Raw genomic sequence first — 21345 nt, 5'->3', positions numbered from 1 at the left:
GGTTGCGATCTTTTCCGCACACAACGCATATTCCACAATGGAATAACATTTCTATCATTAAGTATTTTCAAGTCTAAAGCAGACATCTTATAGTCTCGCCGCAGGCGAATTTCGCGCAAGACGCATAAGCTGCTTTAGGGCACGATAACGCAGTCGTTCAAATCCCGAATTCGCCAACTTTCCTTAAGCGTCTTCCATAAGAAAACACAGGGGCTTGTCATGAATTTTTCCGCACTACGTCGCAATCTGCTGGTAGGTTCGCTGGGCCTTGCACTGAGCGCCGGCCTGATCAGCCAGGCGACTGCCGGTGAGCAGTTGCAGCAGATCAAGGACAAAGGCGTTATCAACGTCGGCCTGGAAGGCACTTACCCACCGTTCAGCTTCGTTGACGAGAACGGCAAACTGTCCGGCTTCGAAGTCGAACTCTCCGAAGCACTCGCGCAGAAGCTGGGCGTCAAAGCCAAGATTCAACCGACCAAATGGGACGGTATTCTCGCCGCGCTGGAATCCAAGCGTCTGGACGTTGTAGTCAATCAGGTGACCATCTCCGACGAGCGCAAGAAGAAGTATGACTTCTCCGAGCCGTACACCATCTCCGGGATTCAGGCGCTGGTGCTGAAGAGCAAGGAAGCCGCGTTGAACATCAAGACCGCTGCCGACCTGTCCGGCAAGAAAGTCGGTGTGGGTCTGGGCACCAACTACGAACAATGGGTCCGCGCCAACGTTCCGGGCGCTGACGTGCGCACCTACGACGATGATCCGACCAAGTTCGCCGACCTGAACAATGGCCGTACCGACGCCATCCTGATCGACCGTCTGGCCGCACTTGAATACGCCAAGAAAGCCCCGAAAACCGTGGCAGCCGGTCAAGCCTTCTCCCGTCAGGAATCCGGTATTGCCCTGCGCAAAGGCGAGCCTGAATTGCTGGCAGCTTTGAACAAGGCCCTCGACGAGCTGCGTGCCGACGGGACCCTCGAGAAGCTGTCCAAGAAATACTTCAACGCTGACGTCACTAAATAATGGAAGAAGCTTTCCAACTCGCACTGGACTCCGCGCCCTTTCTGCTCAAGGGCGCGTACTACACGGTCATCCTCAGCCTCGGCGGCATGTTCTTCGGCTTGCTGCTGGGCTTTGGCCTGGCGCTGATGCGCCTGTCGCGGTTCAAATCGGTCAGCTGGCTGGCCCGCATCTACGTGTCGTTCTTTCGCGGCACGCCGTTACTGGTCCAGCTGTTCGTGATCTATTACGGCTTGCCGCAGATGGGTCTGGAACTCGATCCGCTGCCGGCGGCCCTGATCGGCTTCTCGCTGAACATGGCCGCTTATGCCTGTGAAATCCTGCGCGCCGCGATCGGTTCGATCGAGCGTGGCCAGTGGGAAGCGGCTGCGAGCATCGGTATGACCCGCGCGCAAACCTTGCGCCGGGCGATCCTGCCGCAAGCGATGCGCACGGCGTTGCCGCCACTGGGCAACAGCTTCATTTCGCTGGTCAAGGACACGGCACTGGCCGCCACCATTCAGGTGCCGGAACTGTTCCGTCAGGCGCAGCTGATTACCGCCCGGACTTTCGAAGTCTTCACCATGTATCTTGCCGCCGCGCTGATCTACTGGATTCTGGCCACAGTGCTTTCGCACTTCCAGAACAAGTTGGAAGAGCGGGTCAATCGGCACGACCAGGAGTCCTGACCCCATGATTGTCGTGGAAAAACTGACAAAGCAGTTCAAGGGTCAAGAGGTGCTCAAGGGCATTGATCTTGAGGTGAAAGAAGGCGAGGTCGTGGCCATCATCGGCCCCAGCGGTTCGGGTAAAACCACGTTTCTGCGCTGCCTGAACTTCCTTGAACAACCCACCAGTGGCCGGATCAAGGTCGGCGATATCGAAATCGATACCAGTCGCCCGCTGAACCAACAGCAAGCGCTGGTGCGCAATCTGCGCCAGCACGTCGGCTTCGTGTTCCAGAACTTCAATCTGTTCCCTCATCGCACCGCGCTGGAAAACGTCATCGAAGGCCCGATCGTGGTCAAGAAGATGCCGCGCGAGCAAGCCATTGCCTTGGGCAAGAAGCTCATGGCAAAGGTCGGTCTGGCAGGCAAGGAGGACGCTTATCCGCGTCGTCTGTCCGGTGGTCAGCAACAGCGCGTGGCGATTGCCCGGGCGCTGGCGATGGAACCGGAAGTGATCCTGTTCGACGAGCCGACTTCGGCCCTCGACCCGGAGCTGGTCGGCGAAGTACTGGCAACCATTCGCGGCCTCGCCGAAGAAAAACGCACCATGGTCATCGTTACCCACGAGATGGGTTTTGCCCGCGACGTGGCCAACCGTGTGGTGTTTTTCGACAAAGGCGTGATCGTTGAACAAGGCGAAGCCAAGGCGCTGTTTGCCAACCCTAAAGAAGAACGCACCAGACAGTTTCTCAGCAAGTTTCTGAATCACGCCTGATAAACTTTACGCACGACCATTTAACTTCCATGGATGGAAGTTACATGTATCTCCCCTGCCGCGACACGCCCCCTCACAACAAGTCGTTCAAACACACTTATATATGTTCTGCAACAGATGCGCGCCATCCAGGGCGTACCTGATCGCCTGCACAACGGTTTAAACAGGCTTGTCGAAAAACACTGAATATCCGGAAAAACCGTAGTTCCATTCGTCAATTCAGTTAGGCAGCTTGCCTCTCAAGCGTAGGAAGCGTCTGATTAATTCGTAATTCACGGATTAACTAAGCCCGGCCATTGACACGCTTTACCGCACACTCTTATCTAGTCGCCAACCGGCACCACTTAGTTGAATCATTCCATACTCAGCCTGAACAAAAGTTCACGGTTGTATTACCGATTCATCACACCTTTTGTTTTTTCAAGAAACGGAATTCGCCGCAAGACTTCAAGGAGAGAACCCGATGACCCGCACTTCGCCTACCCCCGAACTGGCAGCGCCGACCCTGGCATCCGCGCAAAAAAACGCCATCAACCTGGCCGCTGCCGCGCATTTGCTGATCGACGTCCTGCCCTACCCCGGCATGGACGCCGGTGATCTGATCGAACTGTTCTGGAACAACTGCTACGTCGCCTCCCGGGTTTTGACCAGCGCAGACCTCGGTGCCTCGGTCAGTCTGCGGATTCCGGAGAGCTTCATCAGCAGTGGCACCGCACGCCTTCATTACCGGGTCATGCAGGTCGGACAGGGCCCAGCGCTGTCCGCGGCAACCCGAGTTCAGGTCAAGCTCGACTGCCCGGGCGGCCAGCCCTCGACATTATGCGCTGACGAGAATCAGCAACTGGCACCGGTCACGCTGCCCGACACCATCCGCCGTCAGGGGGTGAACCCGAATCAGATCAAGCGCGGCGTTCCGCTGACCATCGAGCCCTACCTGAACATGGCCGAGGACGACGAAATCACCTTGCGCTGGGGTGATGTGCGCATGGACCTGCCGAGGATCACCGCTGCAGATGTCGGCCAGCCGATCAATGTCTGGGTACCCCCAGCGATCATCGTCGAGGGCGGAGAAGATCTGCGCCTGGACGTGACCTATTGCGTCATCGACTGGGTGGGTAACAACTCCCGCTGGGCACCGCCACGGACGTTGAAGATTGGCTGTGTGAACCCGTATCTGAAGGTGCCGCTGCGGCCGGAGTTGAAGGTGGCCGAATCAACCGGAAGCTGACCATGGGACTGTTAACCAAACGGGCCACACACCCTTCTATGCATATTCCTAAAAGTTAGTTTATTTAATATTTATACGCGCTTAGGGTATATGAACCGGACCACCGGACATTCTTTCGTTCGCCGCACTTTTGCGGCGTTTTTCATGAGATGTGAGGTAGGTAGTATGGTCCGGAACACAATCACCCCAGTGCAGATCGCCAGGGCATTGCGTGCAGCCAAGGAGCGGCATTGATGTCCAGTCTGGCAGACGCAAACGTCCAGTCGGATCTGGACATCGCCCCACTGTTGTTGCCCGCGCAGGTGTTGCGCAACGACGCCCAAGCCATCAGGGCCGCCCATGAGCTGGCGCAAGTCGCCCGCGTGCAGGCCGCCAGGCGCGACCGTCAGCGCAAGCTGCCATGGTCGGAAATCGAACAGTTCACTCGTAGCGGCCTGGGCAGCATTGCCATCCCGCGTGAGTACGGTGGCCCACAGGTTTCGTTCGTCACCCTGGCCGAGGTGTTTGCGATCATTTCCGCCGCTGACCCAGCGCTGGGACAGATCCCGCAGAATCAGTTCGGCATTATCAACCTGGTGCTTGGCAGTGCCACGCAAGCGCAGAAACAGCAGCTGTTCCAGAGCGTTCTGCAAGGCTGGCGCATCGGCAACGCGGGCCCTGAGCGCGGCACCAAAAACACCCTGGAATTGAAAGCGCGCATCACCGCGGATGGTGATGATTACGTGATCAACGGCCAGAAGTTCTACTCCACCGGCGCGCTGTTCGCGCACTGGGTCGCCGTCAAGGCGCTCAACGACGACGGCAAGCAAGTGCTGGCCTTCGTGCGCCGTGGCACGCCGGGATTGCGCATCGTTGATGACTGGTCGGGCTTCGGCCAGCGCACCACCGCCAGCGGCACCATTTTGCTGAACAACGTGCGGGTCGAGTCGAGCCTGGTGGTCGACAACTGGAAGATCAACGAAACCCCGAATACCCAAGGTGCGGTGTCGCAGCTGATTCAGGCCGCCATCGACGCCGGCATCGCCCGTGGCGCTATCGACGATGCCATCGAGTTCGTCAAAACCCGCGCGCGGCCATGGGTCGACGCCAAGGTCGAACGCGCCAGCGATGACCTCTACGTGATCGCCGACATCGGCAAACTGAAAATCGAGCTGCACGCTGCCGAAGCACTGCTGCGCAAGGCCGGGCAAGTACTCGATCAGGTACACGCCGCGCCGCTGACCGCCGACTCCGCCGCCCGCGCCTCGATTGCCGTAGCCGAAGCCAAAGTGCTGACCACCGAGATTTCGCTGCAGGCCAGCGAAAAACTTTTCGAACTGGCCGGCAGCCGCGCGACCCTCGCCGAATTCAACCTCGACCGTCACTGGCGCAACGCCCGGGTGCACACCTTGCACGACCCGGTGCGCTGGAAATATCACGCGGTCGGCGCCTATCGCCTCAACGGCACGTTGCCGGCCCGTCACTCCTGGATCTGACGACCGCACACTTTCTCAAGAGCCTGGAGAAAACCTATGACCTTTTCCCATTCCGTCGCGGTCATCACCAGCGACGAGCAAGCCCTGATCGTCGCCAGCGACCTGGCCGAAGATTTCAAACGCGACAGCGCTGTACGCGACCGTGAACGGCGCCTGCCGCTGCCCGAGCTCGACGTGTTTTCCCGCTCCGGCCTGTGGGGCATCAGCGTGCCCAAGGAGTACGGCGGCGCCGGTGTGTCCAACGTGACCCTGGCCAAAGTCATCGCCCTGATCGCTCAGGCCGACGGCTCGCTGGGGCAGATTCCGCAGAACCATTTTTACGCCCTCGAAGTGCTGCGAGTGAACGGCAGCCACGAGCAGAAACAACGCCTGTACGCCGAGGTGCTGGCCGGCCAGCGCTTCGGCAACGCCCTGGCGGAACTGGGCACCAAAACCGCCCACGACCGTGTCACCAGCCTCAAGCGTGACGGCGATGGCTACCGCATCAACGGTCGCAAGTTTTATGCAACCGGAGCGATCTACGCGCAACGCATCCCGACCTCGGTGATCGATGAAAGCGGCGTGCAACAACTGGCGTTCGTCCCGCGTGACAGCCGAGGCCTGACCGTGATCGACGACTGGAGCGGCTTCGGCCAGCGCACCACCGGCAGCGGTTCGGTGGTGTTCGAAGACGTGTATGTCGCCGCCGCAGACGTGATCCCGTTCCAGAGTGCCTTCGAGCGTCCGACCACGGTCGGTCCGCTGGCGCAGATCCTTCACGCCGCCATCGATACCGGCATCGCCCGCGCCGCGTATGAAGATGCCTTGCACTTCGTGCGCAGCAAGACCCGCCCGTGGATCGACTCCGGCAACGACAAGGCCACCGAAGATCCGCTGACCTTGAAGAGCTTCGGCCACTTGAGCATCCGCCTGCACGCCACCGAAGCCCTGCTCGAACGCGCCGGCGAATTCCTCGACACCGCACAAGCCGAACTGAATGCCGAAACCGTCGCCGCCGCCTCGATCGCCGTCGCCGAAGCGCGGGCGATCAGCACCGAGATATCCCTGGCCGCCGGCAGCACGCTGTTCGAGCTGGCCGGCAGCCAGGCCACGTTGATCGAGCACGGCCTCGACCGCCACTGGCGCAACGCCCGCGTGCACACCCTACACGACCCGGTGCGCTGGAAGTATCACGCGGTGGGCAATTACTACCTCAACGATGAAAACCCGCCGCTGCGGGGGACCATCTGATGGCGAAGAAAAAAATTCTGCTCAACGCGTTCAACATGAACTGCATCGGGCACATCAACCATGGCTTGTGGACGCATCCGCGCGACACCTCCACTCGTTACAACACCCTTGAATACTGGACCGAACTGGCGCAGTTGCTGGAACGCGGACTGTTCGACGGGCTGTTCATTGCCGACATCGTCGGCGTGTACGACGTCTATCAGAACTCGGTGGATGTCACGCTGAAAGAGTCGATCCAGTTACCAGTCAACGATCCGCTGCTGCTGGTCTCGGCCATGGCTGCCGTAACCAGGAACCTCGGTTTCGGCTTGACCGCCAACCTCACCTACGAACCGCCGTATCTGTTCGCCCGGCGCATGTCGACGCTCGATCATTTGAGCCGTGGCCGCGTGGGCTGGAACATCGTCACCGGTTACCTCGACAGCGCCGCCAAGGCCATGGGCCTGAGTGAGCAGGTCGAGCATGACCGTCGCTACGATCAGGCCGACGAGTACCTGGAGGTGCTCTACAAACTCTGGGAGGGCAGTTGGGAAAACGGCGCAGTGCTCAATGACCGTGAGCAGCGGATCTATGCGCAACCGGAGAAAGTGCACAAGGTCGAGCACAAGGGCGAGTTCTATCAAGTCGAGGGTTATCACCTCTGCGAGCCGTCACCGCAGCGTACGCCGGTGCTGTTCCAGGCCGGCAGCTCCGATCGCGGCCTGCTGTTCGCCGGGCGTCACGCCGAATGCGTATTCATCAGCGGCCAGAACAAACCGTCGACCAGGGCTCAGGTCGACAAGGTGCGCGCCAGCGCCGTCGAGGCCGGGCGCAACCCCGAGGATATCAAGGTGTTCATGGGCCTCAACGTGATTGTCGGCGCCACTGAAGAAGCCGCATGGGCCAAGCACGCCGAGTACCTGAGCTACGCCAGTGCCGAGGCTGGCGTCGCGCACTTTTCCGCGTCCACCGGCATCGACTTTTCCCAGTACGAAATCGACGAACCGATCCAGTACGTCAAGAGCAACGCCATCCAGTCCGCCACCAAAAACCTGCAGAACAACGACTGGACCCGGCGCAAATTGCTCGACCAGCACGCCCTCGGCGGCCGCTACATCACCGTGGTCGGCTCAGCCGAGCAAGTGGCTGACGAACTGGAGTCGTGGATCGCCGAAACCGGCCTCGATGGCTTCAACCTGACCCGCATCGTTACCCCGGAAAGCTATGTCGATTTCATTGAACGGGTGATTCCGGAATTGCAGCGGCGTGGATCGTACAAGACGGCGTATGACAGCGGCAGCTTGCGCGAAAAGCTGTTTCACGCCGAGGCGCAGCTTCCGCAGCAACACACCGGTTCTTCGTACCGGCGTTAAAAGCTTCGCGAGCAGGCTCGCTCCCACATTTGGAATGCGCATCCCCTGCTCGCGAAGAGGCCCGACCAGACACCACAATTTTTTGCACTGACTGGAAACCACACCATGACCCAGAAATTCCTGACCCACCCAGTCAAAGCACTGGCCCTGGCCTTCGGCCTGTTCAGTTCGGCGGTATTCGCCGCCGACGCTCCACTGAAAATCGGCACCACCGCCGCGTTCGCCATTCCGCTGGAAGCCGCCGTCGAAGAGGCTTCCAGACAAGGCCTGAAAGTCGAGCTGGTGGAGTTCACCGACTGGATCGCGCCGAACGTCAGCCTCGCTGCCGGCGACATCGACGTGAACTACTTCCAGCACATCCCGTTCCTCGAAAACGCCAAGGCCGCCGCCGGTTTTGACCTGGTGCCATTTGCCCCGGGGATCATCAACAACGTCGGTCTCTACTCGAAAAAATACAAAAGCTTCGACGAGCTGCCCGAGGGTGCCAGCGTCGCCATCGCCAACGACCCGATCAACAGCGGGCGCGGCCTGCAACTGCTGGCCAAGGCCGGGCTGATCACGCTGAAACCGGGCGTCGGCTACAAGGCTACCGAAGACGACATCATCGCCAACCCGAAGAAGATCAAAATCCTCCAGGTCGAAGCCGTGCAACTGGTGCGCGCCTATGACGACGCCGATCTGGTCCAGGGCTACCCGGCCTACATCCGTCTGGCGAAGACCTTCGATGCCGGCTCCGCACTGCTGTTCGACGGTCTCGACCACAAGGAATACGTGATCCAGTTCGTGATCCAGCCGAAGAGCAAGGACGATCCGCGTCTGATCAAGTTCGTCGACATCTATCAGCATTCGCCGGCCGTTCGCGCGGCGCTGGACAAGGCCCACGGCAAGCTGTACCAGGCCGGTTGGGAAAGCTGAGGATGACGGCCGCGATCCAACGGCGACTGGAGACTCCAGAGCCCAAGAATGCTGAAAGAACCGAACTGCACCCCGAGTTGAATCGCGCCCACGTACGCTTCATCGGCCTGGGTAAAACCTACGACGGCCGGCAAGGCCCGGTCGCGGCGCTGCAAGGCATCGACCTGGCCATCCGGCACGGCGAGGTGTTCGGCATCATCGGCCGCAGCGGCGCCGGCAAGTCGTCGCTGATCCGCACGATCAATCGTCTGGAGCAACCGACTGCGGGGCGGGTGCTGATCGATCAGGTCGACATCGGCGAGTTCGATGAAGACCGCCTGGTCGCCCTGCGCCGACGCATCGGCATGATCTTCCAGCACTTCAACCTGATGTCGGCCAAGACGGTTTGGCAGAACGTCGAACTGCCGTTGAAAGTCGCTGGCGTGCCGAAAGTGCAGCGCGACAAAAAAGTCCGCGAACTGCTGGAACTGGTCGGCCTGCAAGCCAAGCACAAGGCTTATCCGGCGCAACTGTCCGGTGGGCAGAAACAGCGTGTCGGCATCGCCCGCGCGCTGGTGCATGACCCGGATATTCTGCTGTGTGACGAAGCCACGTCGGCGCTGGATCCGGAGACCACCCAGTCGATCCTCGGCCTGCTGCGCGAAATCAACCAGCGTCTGAACCTGACCATCGTGCTGATCACCCACGAAATGGCGGTGATCCGCGAAATCTGCGACCGCGTGGTGGTGCTGGAACACGGGCGGATCGTCGAGCAAGGCCCGGTCTGGGAAGTGTTCGGCAACCCGCAGCACGAAGTCAGCCAGACCTTGCTCGCGCCGCTGCAACACGCCTTGCCCGAAGAGCTGCAAAGCCGTTTGCATGCCTTACCGCCCTCCTCCGAGGCGGCGGTGGTACTGCGCTTGCAGTTCACCGGCAGTGCCAGTGACGAGCCGGATCTGGCGGCACTTTTTGCAGCGCTCGGCGGCCGGGTGAAGTTGCTGCAGGGCGGTGTGGAACGGATACAAGGTCATGCGCTCGGGCAACTGCTGCTGGCCGTAAGCGGCTCGGCGGCGAGTGCCGAACAATTGCGCGAGCGCGCCGGGCAATGGGCGCAACGGGTGGAGGTGTTGGGTTATGTGGTTTGATCGTTTGCTGCAGGGTTTCATCGACACCTTTCTGATGGTCGGCGTGTCGTCGCTGATCGCCTTGCTGGTGGGGATTCCGATGGCGGTGATTCTGGTCACCAGCGACAAGGGCGGGATCTATCAAGCGCCAGTGCTCAACAAAGCGCTGGGCGCGTTCGTGAACCTGTTTCGTTCGATCCCGTTCCTGATTCTGATGGTCGCGCTGATTCCGTTCACCCGACTGATTGTCGGCACCACGTACGGTGTCTGGGCGGCAGTGGTACCGCTGACGATCGCCGCGACGCCATTTTTTGCGCGGATTGCCGAGGTCAGTCTGCGCGAGGTAGACCACGGTCTGATCGAGGCCGCGCAAGCCATGGGTTGCCGACGCTGGCACATCGTCTGGCATGTGCTGCTGCCTGAAGCGCTGCCGGGGATTGTCGGCGGGTTCACGATTACGCTGGTGACGATGATCAACTCGTCAGCCATGGCCGGGGCGATTGGTGCCGGTGGCTTGGGCGACATTGCTTACCGCTATGGCTATCAGCGGTTTGACAGCCAGATCATGCTGACGGTGATTGTGTTGCTGGTGGCGTTGGTGGCGGTGATTCAATTGGGTGGCGATCGCTTGGCGCGTGGCTTGAACAAGCGCTGATTTCAGCAGGGCTCATTCGACGCTTTTGAAACCGCTTTCGCGAGCAGGCTCGCTCCCACATTTGGAATGCGTTCCCCTGTGGGAGCGAGCCTGCTCGCGAATGGCTGCGCAGCAGCCCCGGACCTGATGGCGTATATTCGGCAAATCCTCATTGCCCGCGCAGCCCTCGACCATGAAGCAAACCCCCACCGATCTGCAACAGATCACCGCCACCACCCTCGGCCATTACAACTCGGTGGCCGAAGACTTTCGCGAAGGCACCCGCGATCACGATGTCAGCCAGAACATCGACGCGCTGCTGCGGCACATCCACGGCACGGCGCCGTTCACGGTTCTCGATTTCGGCTGCGGCCCCGGCCGCGATCTGCAAACGTTCACCCGCATGGGCCACGTCGCGATCGGCCTCGATGGCGCAGAAAAATTTGCGCAGATGGCGCGGGCAGACAGCGGCTGCGAAGTGTGGTGCCAGGACTTTCTGAAACTCGATCTGCCGGCCGAGCGCTTCGACGGCATCTTCGCCAATGCGGTGCTGTTTCATGTGCCGCTGCAGGAGTTGCCGCGAGTGCTCAAGCAACTGCACGGCACGCTGAAACCGGGCGGGGTGTTGTTCAGTTCCAATCCGCGTGGGGATAACCGTGAGGGCTGGAACGGGCCACGGTATGGCTCGTATCACGACCTGGAGGCGTGGCGCGGGTTGCTGACGGCGGCGGGGTTTGTCGAGCTTGAGCATTACTACCGGCCGGCCGGGTTGCCGCGGGAGCAACAACCTTGGTTGGCCAGCGTTTGGCGTAAAGTTGCGTAGACCGTTCTGACGCCTTCGCGAGCAAGCCCGCTCCCACAGTTGGAGTGACTCTCCCTGCAGGAGTGAGCCTGCTCGCTTTTAGCGGGTCTCTTTCTGCGGCTCGCGAATCTTGTACCAGGCCACATACAGCGCCGGCAAAAACAGCAGTGTCAGCAGCGTCGCCACTACGATCCCGCCAATCATCGCGTACGCCATCGGCCCCCAGAACACTTCCCGGGCAATCGGGATCATGCCCATGCTCGCCGCCGCCGCCGTCAGCAGGATCGGCCGGCGCCGGTGCTCGGTCGCCTCCACCACCGCATCCCACGGCGCGGAGCCGTTGCGCTCGAACTCATCGATCTGCGTCACGAGAATCACCGAGTTACGGATGATGATGCCGATCAGCGCCAGAATCCCGAGGATCGCCACGAACCCCATCGGCGTGCCTGTCGGCACCAGCGCCAGCACCACGCCGATCAGCCCCAGCGGCGCGACACTCGCCACCAGGAACATTTTCTGCACGCTGTGCAACTGGATCATCAGGAAGGTCGCCATCAAAAACAGCATCAATGGCAGCACCTTGGCAATCGGCCCCTGGGCCTTGCCGCTTTCCTCGACCGTACCGCCAGTGGCGACCTTGTAGCCCACTGGTAGCTTGGCGGCGAAAGCGTCAATCGACGGCTTGAGGATTTTCACCAGGTCGGTCGGCTGAATCTCGTCACGCACCGAGGCCTTGATGGTGATGGTCGGCAAGCGGTCGCGACGCCACACCAGCGGCTGCTCCAGCTCATAACGCACGGTGGCGAACGCCAGCAGCGGGATCGACGTGCCGTTGGGCGTGACGATCTGCAGGTTCTGCAGGGTTTCCGGCGTACCGCGTTCGGAGCTCACCGCGCGGCCGACCACGTTGATCAGGTAGATGTCATCGTTGACCTGGGTCAGCGGCGAACCACTGACGATGCTGTTCATCAGTTTCGCCACGTCTTCGGACGACAGCCCGAGCTGGCGCGCCTTGTCCTGCGCGATGTCGATGCGCAGGACTTTGCCCGGCTCGTTCCAGTCGTAAATGATCTCGCCGATGTGCTCGTTCTTGTCCAGTTCGGTCGCCAGGTCGATGGCGTGTTTGCGCACCTGATCGATGTCCTTGCCGCTGACCCGGTACTGGATCGGACGGCCTACCGGCGGGCCCATTTCCAGTGCTTGCACGTAACTGCCGATGCCGACGAAGTCCTTGTGCAAGCGCTCACGCAGGCGCTGGCTCAGGGCCTCGCGGGCCTCGAAGTTCTTGCTGACGATCACCAGTTGCGCGTAGTACGGGTTCTGCAGTTGCTGGTCGAGAGGCAAGTAGAAACGGATCGCGCCCTGACCGATGTAAGTGCTCCAGCGCACGATGTCCGGGTCACCCTTGAGCGTGGCTTCGAGCTTGTCGACAGCCTTGCGGGTTTCGTCGATGGAGGCGTTTTGCGGCAGGTTCAGGTCGACGAGGATTTCTGGGCGATCCGACGACGGGAAGAACTGGTTCTGCACAAAACGCATGCAGAACACCGCCAGCACAAACAGCAGCACGGTGATGCCGATGGCCCACCAGCGATTGCGCATGCACCACAGCAAACCGCCGTTGAAAGCCCGACCGACACGGCCCGGCTCGGCTTCATGGGGTTTCACGTTGGTGCTGAGAATGTGCACGCCGATGACCGGGGCAAAGAACACCGCCACCACCCACGACACCAGCATCGCCACTGCGATCACCGCAAAAAGGGTGAAGGTGTACTCGCCGGCGGAGCTGGCGTTGAGGCCGATGGGCACGAAACCGGCCACGGTCACCAGCGTACCGGTGAGCATCGGGAACGCCGTGGAGGTGTAGGCGAACGTGGCCGCCTGCTCCTTGCTCTCGCCCATTTCCAGGCGCGTGACCATCATCTCCACGGTGATCATCGCGTCGTCCACCAGCAGGCCGAGGGCGATGATCAGCGCGCCGAGGGAAATCCGCTGCATGGTGATGCCACTGTATTCCATGAACAAGAACACCATCGCCAGCACCAGCGGAATCGAGCATGCCACTACCAACCCGGCACGCACGCCGAGGCTGATAAAGCTGACCACCAGCACGATCACCACCGCTTCGAACAGCGCACTGGTGAAACCGCCGACCGCCTCTTCCACCACCACCGCCTGATCGGACACGGTGTGCACGCCGACGCCCACCGGCAGGTCAGCGGTAACCTGGTCGATACGCGCGTGCAACGCCTTGCCGAACTCCTGAACGTTGCCGCCCTTCTGCATGGCAATCGCCAGACCGATTGCCGGCTTGCCGTCGAAACGAAATTCCGGCGTGGCGGGGTCGACGTAACCGCGACTGATGTCAGCGATGTCCGCTAACCGGTAAAAACGGTCATTGAGCTTGAGATTGACCTCGGCCAGGTCTTTTTCCGAAGCGAACTGCCCCGAGGTGCGCACCGAAATGCGCTCCGGACCGGCCTCGATGACCCCCGCCGGAGTCACGGCGTTCTGCGATTGCAGGCTCTGCACCACTTGGCGCTGGTCGATGCCCAGGGCGGCGAGTTTGCGGGTGGAGAAGTTCAGGTAGATCACTTCGTCCTGCTGGCCGATCATCTCGATCTTGCCCAACCCCGGTACGTTGCGGATCTCGGCGCGTGCCTGCTCCACGTAGTCGCGCAACTGGCGCATGGTCAGGCCGTCGGCGGTAAACGCGTAGACCGAACCGTACACATCGCCGAACTCGTCGTTGAACCCGGGGCCTTGAATGCCCTGGGGAAACTGGCCGCGAATGTCGTCGATCTTCTTGCGCACCTGGTACCAGATTTCCGGGATGTCCTTGGCACTGGTGGTGTCGCGCAGGTACACGTACACCGTCGATTCGCCGGGACGCGTGTAACTTTTCACGTAATCGAGGGAATCGAGTTCCTCAAGTTTTTTCTCGATGCGGTCGGTGACCTGTTTGAGGGTTTCCTCCTGGGTCGCGCCCGGCCATTTGGTCTGGATTACCATGGTCTTGATGGTGAACGAGGGGTCTTCTTCGCGCCCCAGATTGAAGTACGAAAACACCCCCATCAACAACGCGACGAACATCAGATACCAGACGAACGACTGATGCTTGAGGGCCCATTCGGATAGGTTGAAAGAGCCTTTCATTGACTGTCCTCGTCGAGTTTCACGGCTTGTCCGGGTTTGAGACTGTTGACGCCTGCACTGACCACCCGCTCGCCGGACTTGACCCCGCCGGCCAGCACCACGGTGCCGTCAGTGCGGCTGATAACGCTGACATCACGCGGGGCTACGGTCTTGCTCTGTGTATCGATCACCCAGATGCGGGTCTTGCCGTCGGCTTCCTGCAGGGCGGTAGCAGGCAATTCGATCCGCGGCTTGATCGCCGAGCTGAGGGTCACACTGATTGCCGTGCCGAGTCGAAAGCCATCGGGGGTATTGGCCAGCGTCAACCGCGCGCGGCGGGTGCGCGTGGCGCTTTGGGCCTGTGGTTCGATTTCGCGAATGGTCGCCGTGGTATTGATGCTCGGATCGAGTTGCCCGGCCACCAGAAACACCACGTCGGAAGGGATCTGATCGACCAGCGTGTCCGGCAGATCGATCACCGCTTCCTTGATGTCCGGTTGCGCCAGAGTCACCACCTGTTGACCGGCCGTCACCACTTGCCCGGCTTCGGCGTTCCACGCGGTCACGACTGCTTTGTGGTCGGAGCGCAGTTCGGTGTAACCGAGTTGATCCTTGCTTTGATTGACCGCTGCCCGCGCCTGATCGAGCGAGGCCTGAGTGGTTTTCAGGTCGGTGTTGGCGATGTCCAGGTTCGCCTGCGCGCCAACCCCGCGATCGAACAGCGCCTGCTGCCGCCGGGCGTTGGCCTGGGCGTTGATCAGTTGCGCCTGGACCTTGGCCAGATCGCCCTGGGCCGAACGCAACTGGTTCTGTTGATCGGACGGGTCGAGGGTGGCAAGCAGCGTGCCCTTTTGCACCTCGGCGCCGACATCGACGTTACGGCTGGCGATGCGCCCGCCGACGCGGAACCCGGTGTTGCTCTCGTAACGCGCCTGAATGCTGCCGGCGAAACGCCCGAGGGTTTCCTCGTTCAGCGCTTGTACCTTGATCGACAGCACCGGCCGTACCGGCTCCGGTGGTGGCTCGCTTTTCGAGCAGGCGGCCAGCAGCACACCGATGGATAACAGCCCCAGACGCTTCATGGCTGTGCTCCCGACTGCAGATCTTTATAGGTGTTTTCGGCAATCTCGACTTTCATGCCCGGGTGCAGCAACTGCCCACCGGCGACAATGACTTTTTCCCCGCCCTTGAGGCCGTCGCTGATGATGACCTTGCCGATCAGATAGCGACTGACGGTGACGTTGTGCAGCTGCGCTTCACCCTTGTCGTCGACCATCCACACGGCCGGATCGCTGATGTTTTTGGTCAGTGCCGACCACGGCAATTCCACCGCCGACTTGCCGCTGCCCTTGGCGGTCGCGCTGACCACTGAGCCCAGCTGCATGCCCTGCGGCAGGCTGTCGAGGCTGACTTTGACTTGCACCGTGCCGGACTGCGCCGACACCGCCGGGGTGATTTCACGCACCGTGCCGGTGGTCTTGATGGCGGGATTATCGAGCAGGCTGACGACAATCGAGCGATCCGAAGGACGCTCGGCCAGCAGCGATTCGTAAACGTTGAACACGGCGTCACGGTCGCCATCGCGGGCCAGCGAGAAAATCGGCGCGGTGGCCTGCACCACTTGACCGACTTCGGCCTGCCGCTGGGTGATCACCCCGGGAGCATCAGCGATCAGCGCGGTGTAGCTCAACTGGTCCTTGGCGTTGGCCAATTGCGCCTGCGCCGCACTCAGGGCGCTCTGGCTGCTGCGCAATGCGGCTTGCGCGGAATCGTATTCGCTCTGGCTGGTGTAGCTTTTGGGCAGCAATTTCTGCTGGCGCACGAACGCCGCCGCACTCTGTTTGACCCGCGCCTGTTCGGCGATAACCTGGGCTTGAGCAGAATCGACGTTGGTCTGCAGATCCTTGGGATCGAGTTTGGCCAGCACCTGTTTGGCGCTGACCCGGTCGCCGACATCGACCATGCGCTGGATGATCTTGCCACCGACCCGGAACGACAGTTCGGTCTGCACCCGCGCCTGCACATCACCGGTGAGGGTCACCGCAGCGGCGTAGTCGGCTGGCTTGACCTCTTGCACAAAAACCCGTGGCAGATACTCCGCCGGCGCTTCTTTCTTGCCGCAAGCGGTCAGCAACGTGAGCAGGCTCAGCACGACAACTGTTTTCAATCCGGGACTCGCCATGCAGACTCCTTCCTGTGTACGAACGTGCAAGTGACGATACGACTGTGAGCTTAGAACAGGGTTCAACGTTCGCTCGCGGGAATAACGCATTTTTCAACAATGATTTCCGGGGCCGGCAAACACACCCGCCACCCAACCAGACGCACGGCAAACGGCCGTTCCGGTACAAGGATGCAGTCATGCTCAAGACACTGGCGGTGGCCAATTACCGCTCGATCAACAAACTGGTGATTCCACTGGGCCGGCTGAACCTGATCACCGGCCCCAACGGCAGCGGCAAGTCCAATCTCTACCGGGCCTTGCGCCTGCTGGCAGAGACCGCTCAGGGCGGCGTGGTGAATGCGCTGGCCCGCGAAGGCGGGCTGGATTCGACGTTCTGGGCCGGCCCGGAAACCATCAGCCGACGCATGCGCAGCGGCGAAGTGGCGGTCGAGCCGACGGTGCGTCAGGGCGTCAAACGTCTGCGTCTGGGTTTTGCCGGGGAAGACTTCAGCTACGCGATCGCCCTCGGTTTGCCGGAACCGAGCCGTTCGTTCTTCTCCCTCGACCCGGAGATCAAGAAAGAATGCATCTGGGCCGGCCCGTTCTATCGCCCGGCCAGCCTGCTGGTGGATCGCCACGGCCCGATGATCCGCGCTCGCGAAGGCCGCGGCTGGGACGTGCTGGCGCAGCACACGCCGAACTTCGACAGCCTGTTCGATCAGGTCGGTAGCCTGCGCAGTTCACCGGAAGTGTTTCAGATGCGCGAGTTCATCCGCCGCTGGCGCTTCTACGATCACTTTCGCAGCGACGCGGACGCCCCGGTGCGCCAGCCGCAACTGGGCACCCGCACGCCAGTGCTGCACCACGACGGTCGCGACCTCGCCGCTGCTTTGCAGACCATCAATGAAATCGGCGACCCCGAGGCGTTGCAGGCGGCGATCAGCGATGCGTTTCCCGGCGCACGGCTGAACATCGCGCCTCTGGCCGGCGGACGCTTTGCCATCGAGTTCTTTCAGGAAGGACTGCTGCGGCCATTGTCGGCGGCGGAGCTATCGGACGGGACGTTGCGTTATCTGCTGCTGGTCGCGGCCTTGCTGACGCCGCGGCCACCGACGTTGATGGTGCTGAACGAACCGGAAACCAGCCTGCACCCGGATCTGCTGCCGGCGCTGGCGCGGTTGATCATTCGTGCCTCACAGGAGTGTCAGGTTTGGGTGGTGTCGCACGCGCGCAGGTTGATATCAGCGTTGCAGGAAGATCCTGAATGCAATTGCATCGTGCTGGAGAAGACGCTGGGGCAGACCGGGATTGTCGGGCAGCGGGTGCTGGATGAACCGGCGTGGAACTGGCCGGATTGAGCGGCGCGACACAGATTCGCGAGCAGGCTCGCTCCCACAGTTGGTCTCGTACTCCTGTGGGAGCGGGCTTGCTCGCGAAGGCAATTTCAGCGTCACCGCTGAGTCAATGAATCATCCCTGCCACTTGCCGCCTTCGACAATCACGCTCTCGGGTTTGGTGTCATCGCTCAGCTCTTTGCGCACATATTGGTCGTACAGCTTGAGCAGATATTTCTCTTCACCCAGCTTCGCCAACTCGGTATTCACCCAGTCCCGCAACTCGACGTTGCCTTTCTTCACTGCCGGTGCAATCGGTGCTTCGGCGCCGAGTTTTTCATCCAGCACGCGGTAGCCCGGGTTCTGCTTGGCCCAGCTGAACAACACCAGGTTGTCCTGCGCGTAGGCATCGCCACGGCCGTTGGCCAGGGCTTGCAGGGACTCGGAGTTTTTCTCGAATTTCAGCAGTTTCCAGTCCGGATGATTCTTGGTCAGCCAGATGTCCGCCGTAGTACCGGTGGTGACAATGGTGGTGCGAGTTGCCAGGTCATCAAGGTTTTTCACTGAGCTGCTTTGCGGCACCAACGCCTGCACCGCGACCTTGAGGTTCGGGTTGGTGAATTCCACCGCTTCCTTGCGCTCCGGGGTCACGGTCATGTTGGCGAGGATCAGGTCGACCTTGTCACTTTGCAGGAATGGAATGCGGCTCGCCGGCTCCACGGCAACAAACTCGACTTTGTTTTCATCGCCCAGCAAGTCCTTGGCGAAGCGCCGACCGATGTCGGTGTCGAAGCCGACATAGCGCCCTGCCTCATCGACGAAACCAAACGGCGGCTTGTCGGTAAACACGCCGACGATCAATTTGTCGCGGGCCTTGATCTTGTCCAGATAACCGGCCGGCGCGGTACTTTCACTGGCGACTTTCGGCTTGGCCGGTTCTTCCGATTTGTTGCAGCCGGCGAGCAGCGCAAGGCCGAGCAGTGGCAGTAAAAACAGGGATGACTTGGCAGTTTTCATAGCAGTTCCAGTTCCTTTGTCGGATTCGTTTCGGGCAGTGTTGCAACGAAGGAGAACTTCTCCAGGAACTGCTGCGCGCGTGCGGTCTGCGGGTTCGTAAAGAAAATCTCGGGCGGGTTCTGTTCAAGGATGCGCCCGGCATCCATGAACACGATGCGATCGGCCACCGCGCGAGCGAAGGCCATTTCGTGGGTGACGATCAGCAGGGTCATGCCCTCGCGGGCCAGGCCCTGAATCACTTGCAGCACTTCCTTGACCATCTCCGGGTCGAGGGCCGCAGTGACTTCATCGAAGAGCATCACTCGCGGGTTCATGCACAGCGAACGGACGATGGCGATACGTTGCTGCTGGCCGCCGGAGAGCTGGCGTGGATAGGCGTCGCGCTTGTCCGCCAGGCCCACGCGTTCAAGCAAGGCTTCGGCTTGTTGCTGCGCCTCGCGGCGCTGGCGTTTCTGCACTTTGAGCGGGCCGAGCAGCAGGTTGTCGAGCACGCTCATGTGCGGGAACAGGTGATAACTCTGGAACACCATGCCGATCTGCTGGCGCACTTCACGCCAGTCAGTGGCCTTGTCCAACAGTTCACGACCGACAAATTTCAGGCTGCCACCGTGCGCCTGCTCCAGGCCGTTGAGGCAGCGCAGCAAGGTGCTTTTGCCGCAGCCGCTGGGGCCGAGAATGACGATCACTTCGCCGCTGCGCACTTGCAGGTCAATGCCCTTGAGCACCTGCTGCTCGCCGTAGAATTTGTTGAAGGCCTGAAACTCGATCAATGCGCTCATGCTTGCGTCCAGCGCCGCTCCAGCACGCGCGAGGCGGCCGACAGCGGGTAGCAGATAAAGAAGAAAAACAGGAACAGTGCGCCGTAGATCAGCACTGATTCGTAGGTGCGCTCGATGATCTGCTGTCCGACCTTGATCACATCGACCACGCCGATCAGCACCGCCAGCGAACTGGTCTTGATGATTCGCGTGTAGACGTTGATGGTCGGTGGCGTCATGCGTTTCAGCGCTTGCGGCAGCAGCACGTAGCCGTAGAGCTGCGCAACGTTCAGGCCGATCGACAGCCCCGCTTCACGCTGCCCGCGCGGCAAAGAATGCAGCGCACCGCGCGCCACCTCACCCACCTCACTGGCGCCCCACAGCGACAGCACCAGCACCGCACACCAGAAACTCGGCAGGCTCAGGCCGAAGAAAATCGGCAGACCGAAAAACAGCAGGTACAGCCAGACCAGCACCGGAATCGCCCGGAACAACTCCAGATAGACCCGCAGGATCGCGTTCAACCACGTCACATTGAGCGTACGCAGCACGCCATAGAGCACGCCGCCAACGGTGCTGATGGCGATGCTCAGGAACGAGATCGACAGGGTTTGCCCAGCGCCTTTTGCCAGTTGCGGCAGCGACACCCAGAGCAGTTCAAGACCCGAACTGGCCATGCTGGAGCCTCCTTTCCAGACGGCTGAGCAGCAGCGACAGCGGCAAGAACAACAGCACACAGATCAGCGTCAGCACGGCGAGCATTTCGTAGGTTTTGTAGTAGAGCGCGATGTAGCTCTTGGTGGTGTAGAGGATTTCCGGCACCGCGACCGCCGAGACCACGGTGGTTTCCTTGAGCAGGAAAATGAAATTGGCGAACAGCGACGGCAGGCTGAGGATCCCCGCTTGCGGCAGGATCACGTAGCGCAGCAACTGGCCGTGCGACAGACCGATGGAGCGCCCCGACTCCAGTTGTGCCTGCGGCACGGCATCGACGCCCGCACGCAGCACTTCGGTGAGGTAGGCGCCGCCGAGAAAGGTCATGGTGACGATTGCGGCGGTGAAGCCGGAAACCTTGATACCGAGGGCCGGCAAGGCGAAGTAGACGAAGAACAGCTGGATCAGCAGCGGCGTGTTGCGCGCCAGCTCCACATACAGGCCGACGGCGCGCTGCAGGTAAGGCGTGCGAAACACCAGAATCGTCGCGTTGAGCAGCGCCACCAGCAGTGAAGTGCCAATGGCAATGAATCCGACCTGCAGCGTCACGCCCACGGCTTTGAGAAACGCCGGCAGCGTGCTGAGGATAAATGCGTAATCGAAAGTCATGAAGCATCCTGGACGCCGCTCGGTAAGCGACGGTCATGCAGTCCATGGACAGCGGGTAACTGTCCGGCAGGTGCTGACTTTATAGGTATAAAAACAAGAATTTAAATACCGATAAAGCATATTGATATCACCCAAAAAACTATCTTGTGGGTTTGCCGGGAAGGAATAAGAAGGCTATTTTCCCCTGCGCTGTAGGAAGGATCTTTTTTGCATGAAAGCCCTCCAAGGACGAACAGCTTTTGGCCAGACTCTCCCGGCCAGACCATTACAAGGAAGACAACATGGACGTAAAAGTGCCGCAGCGACTGGATCCGCAGGACATCGTGAAATTGCTCGTGGCGTTGCGCCGGGCCTTGAAGACTCAAGTGGCCTGAGCCTGGAGCGAGGCACAGGTGTGGCGAGGGGGCTTGCCCCCTCACCACAAAAGCATTCATATGCC

General features: G+C 60.8%; 19 protein-coding genes. 12 read left to right on the top strand and 7 right to left on the bottom strand.

All coding sequences use genetic code 11. The features are described 5' to 3' along the window. The first annotated feature begins 219 nt into the window (after nt 1-219). From tcyJ to AC1UK9_RS01295, 11 genes are all read left to right on the top strand, one after another. On the top strand, nt 220-1020 hold the full coding sequence (gene tcyJ / locus AC1UK9_RS01345; RefSeq protein WP_025110998.1) for a cystine ABC transporter substrate-binding protein: 801 nt from the start codon (nt 220-222) through the stop codon (nt 1018-1020). After that, the gene (tcyL, locus tag AC1UK9_RS01340; RefSeq protein ID WP_025110999.1) at nt 1020-1685 is read left to right on the top strand and encodes a cystine ABC transporter permease; all 666 of its coding nucleotides are present in this window, start codon (nt 1020-1022) and stop codon (nt 1683-1685) included. Before tcyJ ends, tcyL begins: the two co-directional genes overlap by 1 nt. A 4-nt stretch (nt 1686-1689) precedes the next feature. Beyond that, nucleotides 1690-2439, top strand: a complete 750-nt coding sequence (gene tcyN / locus AC1UK9_RS01335; protein ID WP_025111000.1) for an L-cystine ABC transporter ATP-binding protein TcyN — start codon at nt 1690-1692, stop codon at nt 2437-2439. A 463-nt stretch (nt 2440-2902) separates the two neighbouring features. Next, entirely contained in the window at nt 2903-3667 is a 765-nt protein-coding gene (locus AC1UK9_RS01330) for a hypothetical protein (protein ID WP_473014149.1), read from the top strand. 233 nt (nt 3668-3900) lie between these two features. Continuing rightward, nucleotides 3901-5142 carry an SfnB family sulfur acquisition oxidoreductase gene (locus AC1UK9_RS01325; protein ID WP_025111002.1) on the top strand — a complete coding sequence of 414 codons (1242 nt, stop codon included), beginning with the start codon at nt 3901-3903 and terminating at the stop codon, nt 5140-5142. A 36-nt stretch (nt 5143-5178) separates the two neighbouring features. Further along, a complete protein-coding gene (locus tag AC1UK9_RS01320; protein WP_482579085.1) occupies nt 5179-6372 on the top strand; it encodes an SfnB family sulfur acquisition oxidoreductase in 1194 nt (397 codons plus the stop codon). Further along, nucleotides 6372-7724 (top strand): LLM class flavin-dependent oxidoreductase, encoded by a 1353-nt coding sequence (locus AC1UK9_RS01315; RefSeq protein WP_473014146.1) that lies wholly within the window; start codon nt 6372-6374, stop codon nt 7722-7724. The genes AC1UK9_RS01320 and AC1UK9_RS01315 overlap by 1 nt, the downstream gene beginning before the upstream one ends. A gap of 105 nt (nt 7725-7829) precedes the next feature. Further along, nucleotides 7830-8639 carry a MetQ/NlpA family ABC transporter substrate-binding protein gene (locus AC1UK9_RS01310; RefSeq protein WP_473014145.1) on the top strand — a complete coding sequence of 270 codons (810 nt, stop codon included), beginning with the start codon at nt 7830-7832 and terminating at the stop codon, nt 8637-8639. Nucleotides 8640-8641: 2 nt separating this feature from the next. Beyond that, complete coding sequence (locus AC1UK9_RS01305) at nt 8642-9763, top strand: methionine ABC transporter ATP-binding protein (protein WP_482579083.1); 1122 nt, start codon at nt 8642-8644, stop codon at nt 9761-9763. Further along, nucleotides 9753-10397, top strand: coding sequence for a methionine ABC transporter permease (locus AC1UK9_RS01300; protein WP_025111007.1), 645 nt, complete (start codon nt 9753-9755; stop codon nt 10395-10397). Before AC1UK9_RS01305 ends, AC1UK9_RS01300 begins: the two co-directional genes overlap by 11 nt. A gap of 172 nt (nt 10398-10569) precedes the next feature. After that, nucleotides 10570-11199 (top strand): class I SAM-dependent methyltransferase, encoded by a 630-nt coding sequence (locus AC1UK9_RS01295; RefSeq protein WP_473014143.1) that lies wholly within the window; start codon nt 10570-10572, stop codon nt 11197-11199. A 78-nt stretch (nt 11200-11277) separates the two neighbouring features. Here the strand turns inward: AC1UK9_RS01295 and AC1UK9_RS01290 are convergent, their stop codons facing one another. Genes AC1UK9_RS01290 through AC1UK9_RS01280 form a run of 3 tightly spaced genes read right to left on the bottom strand, consistent with a single transcriptional unit; the run spans nt 11278 to nt 16492 of the window. Next, nucleotides 11278-14331: an efflux RND transporter permease subunit gene (locus AC1UK9_RS01290; RefSeq protein WP_473014142.1), complete on the bottom strand. Its 3054-nt coding sequence runs from the start codon at nt 14329-14331 to the stop codon at nt 11278-11280. After that, nucleotides 14328-15392, bottom strand: coding sequence for an efflux RND transporter periplasmic adaptor subunit (locus AC1UK9_RS01285; protein WP_025111010.1), 1065 nt, complete (start codon nt 15390-15392; stop codon nt 14328-14330). Before AC1UK9_RS01285 ends, AC1UK9_RS01290 begins: the two co-directional genes overlap by 4 nt. Further along, a complete protein-coding gene (locus AC1UK9_RS01280) occupies nt 15389-16492 on the bottom strand; it encodes an efflux RND transporter periplasmic adaptor subunit (protein WP_025111011.1) in 1104 nt (367 codons plus the stop codon). Before AC1UK9_RS01280 ends, AC1UK9_RS01285 begins: the two co-directional genes overlap by 4 nt. 179 nt (nt 16493-16671) lie before the next feature. Here AC1UK9_RS01280 and AC1UK9_RS01275 point away from each other — a divergent pair, with 179 nt between their 5' ends. Then, complete coding sequence (locus tag AC1UK9_RS01275; RefSeq protein WP_482579082.1) at nt 16672-17832, top strand: AAA family ATPase; 1161 nt, start codon at nt 16672-16674, stop codon at nt 17830-17832. A 111-nt stretch (nt 17833-17943) separates the two neighbouring features. Here AC1UK9_RS01275 and AC1UK9_RS01270 read toward each other — a convergent pair whose 3' ends face one another. From AC1UK9_RS01270 to AC1UK9_RS01255, 4 genes are read right to left on the bottom strand one after another with little or no spacing between them, the layout of a single operon-like run. Further along, nucleotides 17944-18825: a transporter substrate-binding domain-containing protein gene (locus tag AC1UK9_RS01270; RefSeq protein ID WP_025111013.1), complete on the bottom strand. Its 882-nt coding sequence runs from the start codon at nt 18823-18825 to the stop codon at nt 17944-17946. After that, nucleotides 18822-19604 carry an amino acid ABC transporter ATP-binding protein gene (locus AC1UK9_RS01265; RefSeq protein WP_482579081.1) on the bottom strand — a complete coding sequence of 261 codons (783 nt, stop codon included), beginning with the start codon at nt 19602-19604 and terminating at the stop codon, nt 18822-18824. The genes AC1UK9_RS01270 and AC1UK9_RS01265 overlap by 4 nt, the downstream gene beginning before the upstream one ends. After that, on the bottom strand, nt 19601-20260 hold the full coding sequence (locus tag AC1UK9_RS01260; protein ID WP_473014140.1) for an amino acid ABC transporter permease: 660 nt from the start codon (nt 20258-20260) through the stop codon (nt 19601-19603). Before AC1UK9_RS01260 ends, AC1UK9_RS01265 begins: the two co-directional genes overlap by 4 nt. Then, nucleotides 20241-20906, bottom strand: coding sequence for an amino acid ABC transporter permease (locus tag AC1UK9_RS01255; RefSeq protein WP_473014139.1), 666 nt, complete (start codon nt 20904-20906; stop codon nt 20241-20243). Before AC1UK9_RS01255 ends, AC1UK9_RS01260 begins: the two co-directional genes overlap by 20 nt. Nucleotides 20907-21345 lie beyond the last annotated feature (439 nt).

The organism is Pseudomonas sp. AK-TSAG1-1, from assembly GCF_056821665.1.
The sequence above is the reverse complement of the archived record's forward strand: the minus strand, read 5'-3'. Positions and strand labels throughout refer to the sequence as shown.

What these genes read in the sequence shown, in the direction of transcription:
- tcyJ (WP_025110998.1), top strand. Translation starts at nt 220, where the DNA reads ATGAATTTTTCCGCACTACGTCGCAATCTGCTGGTAGGTTCGCTGGGC.
- tcyL (WP_025110999.1), top strand. Translation starts at nt 1,020, where the DNA reads ATGGAAGAAGCTTTCCAACTCGCACTGGACTCCGCGCCCTTTCTGCTC.
- tcyN (WP_025111000.1), top strand. Translation starts at nt 1,690, where the DNA reads ATGATTGTCGTGGAAAAACTGACAAAGCAGTTCAAGGGTCAAGAGGTG.
- AC1UK9_RS01330 (WP_473014149.1), top strand. Translation starts at nt 2,903, where the DNA reads ATGACCCGCACTTCGCCTACCCCCGAACTGGCAGCGCCGACCCTGGCA.
- AC1UK9_RS01325 (WP_025111002.1), top strand. Translation starts at nt 3,901, where the DNA reads ATGTCCAGTCTGGCAGACGCAAACGTCCAGTCGGATCTGGACATCGCC.
- AC1UK9_RS01320 (WP_482579085.1), top strand. Translation starts at nt 5,179, where the DNA reads ATGACCTTTTCCCATTCCGTCGCGGTCATCACCAGCGACGAGCAAGCC.
- AC1UK9_RS01315 (WP_473014146.1), top strand. Translation starts at nt 6,372, where the DNA reads ATGGCGAAGAAAAAAATTCTGCTCAACGCGTTCAACATGAACTGCATC.
- AC1UK9_RS01310 (WP_473014145.1), top strand. Translation starts at nt 7,830, where the DNA reads ATGACCCAGAAATTCCTGACCCACCCAGTCAAAGCACTGGCCCTGGCC.
- AC1UK9_RS01305 (WP_482579083.1), top strand. Translation starts at nt 8,642, where the DNA reads ATGACGGCCGCGATCCAACGGCGACTGGAGACTCCAGAGCCCAAGAAT.
- AC1UK9_RS01300 (WP_025111007.1), top strand. Translation starts at nt 9,753, where the DNA reads ATGTGGTTTGATCGTTTGCTGCAGGGTTTCATCGACACCTTTCTGATG.
- AC1UK9_RS01295 (WP_473014143.1), top strand. Translation starts at nt 10,570, where the DNA reads ATGAAGCAAACCCCCACCGATCTGCAACAGATCACCGCCACCACCCTC.
- AC1UK9_RS01290 (WP_473014142.1), bottom strand. Translation starts at nt 14,331, where the DNA reads ATGAAAGGCTCTTTCAACCTATCCGAATGGGCCCTCAAGCATCAGTCG.
- AC1UK9_RS01285 (WP_025111010.1), bottom strand. Translation starts at nt 15,392, where the DNA reads ATGAAGCGTCTGGGGCTGTTATCCATCGGTGTGCTGCTGGCCGCCTGC.
- AC1UK9_RS01280 (WP_025111011.1), bottom strand. Translation starts at nt 16,492, where the DNA reads ATGGCGAGTCCCGGATTGAAAACAGTTGTCGTGCTGAGCCTGCTCACG.
- AC1UK9_RS01275 (WP_482579082.1), top strand. Translation starts at nt 16,672, where the DNA reads ATGCTCAAGACACTGGCGGTGGCCAATTACCGCTCGATCAACAAACTG.
- AC1UK9_RS01270 (WP_025111013.1), bottom strand. Translation starts at nt 18,825, where the DNA reads ATGAAAACTGCCAAGTCATCCCTGTTTTTACTGCCACTGCTCGGCCTT.
- AC1UK9_RS01265 (WP_482579081.1), bottom strand. Translation starts at nt 19,604, where the DNA reads ATGAGCGCATTGATCGAGTTTCAGGCCTTCAACAAATTCTACGGCGAG.
- AC1UK9_RS01260 (WP_473014140.1), bottom strand. Translation starts at nt 20,260, where the DNA reads ATGGCCAGTTCGGGTCTTGAACTGCTCTGGGTGTCGCTGCCGCAACTG.
- AC1UK9_RS01255 (WP_473014139.1), bottom strand. Translation starts at nt 20,906, where the DNA reads ATGACTTTCGATTACGCATTTATCCTCAGCACGCTGCCGGCGTTTCTC.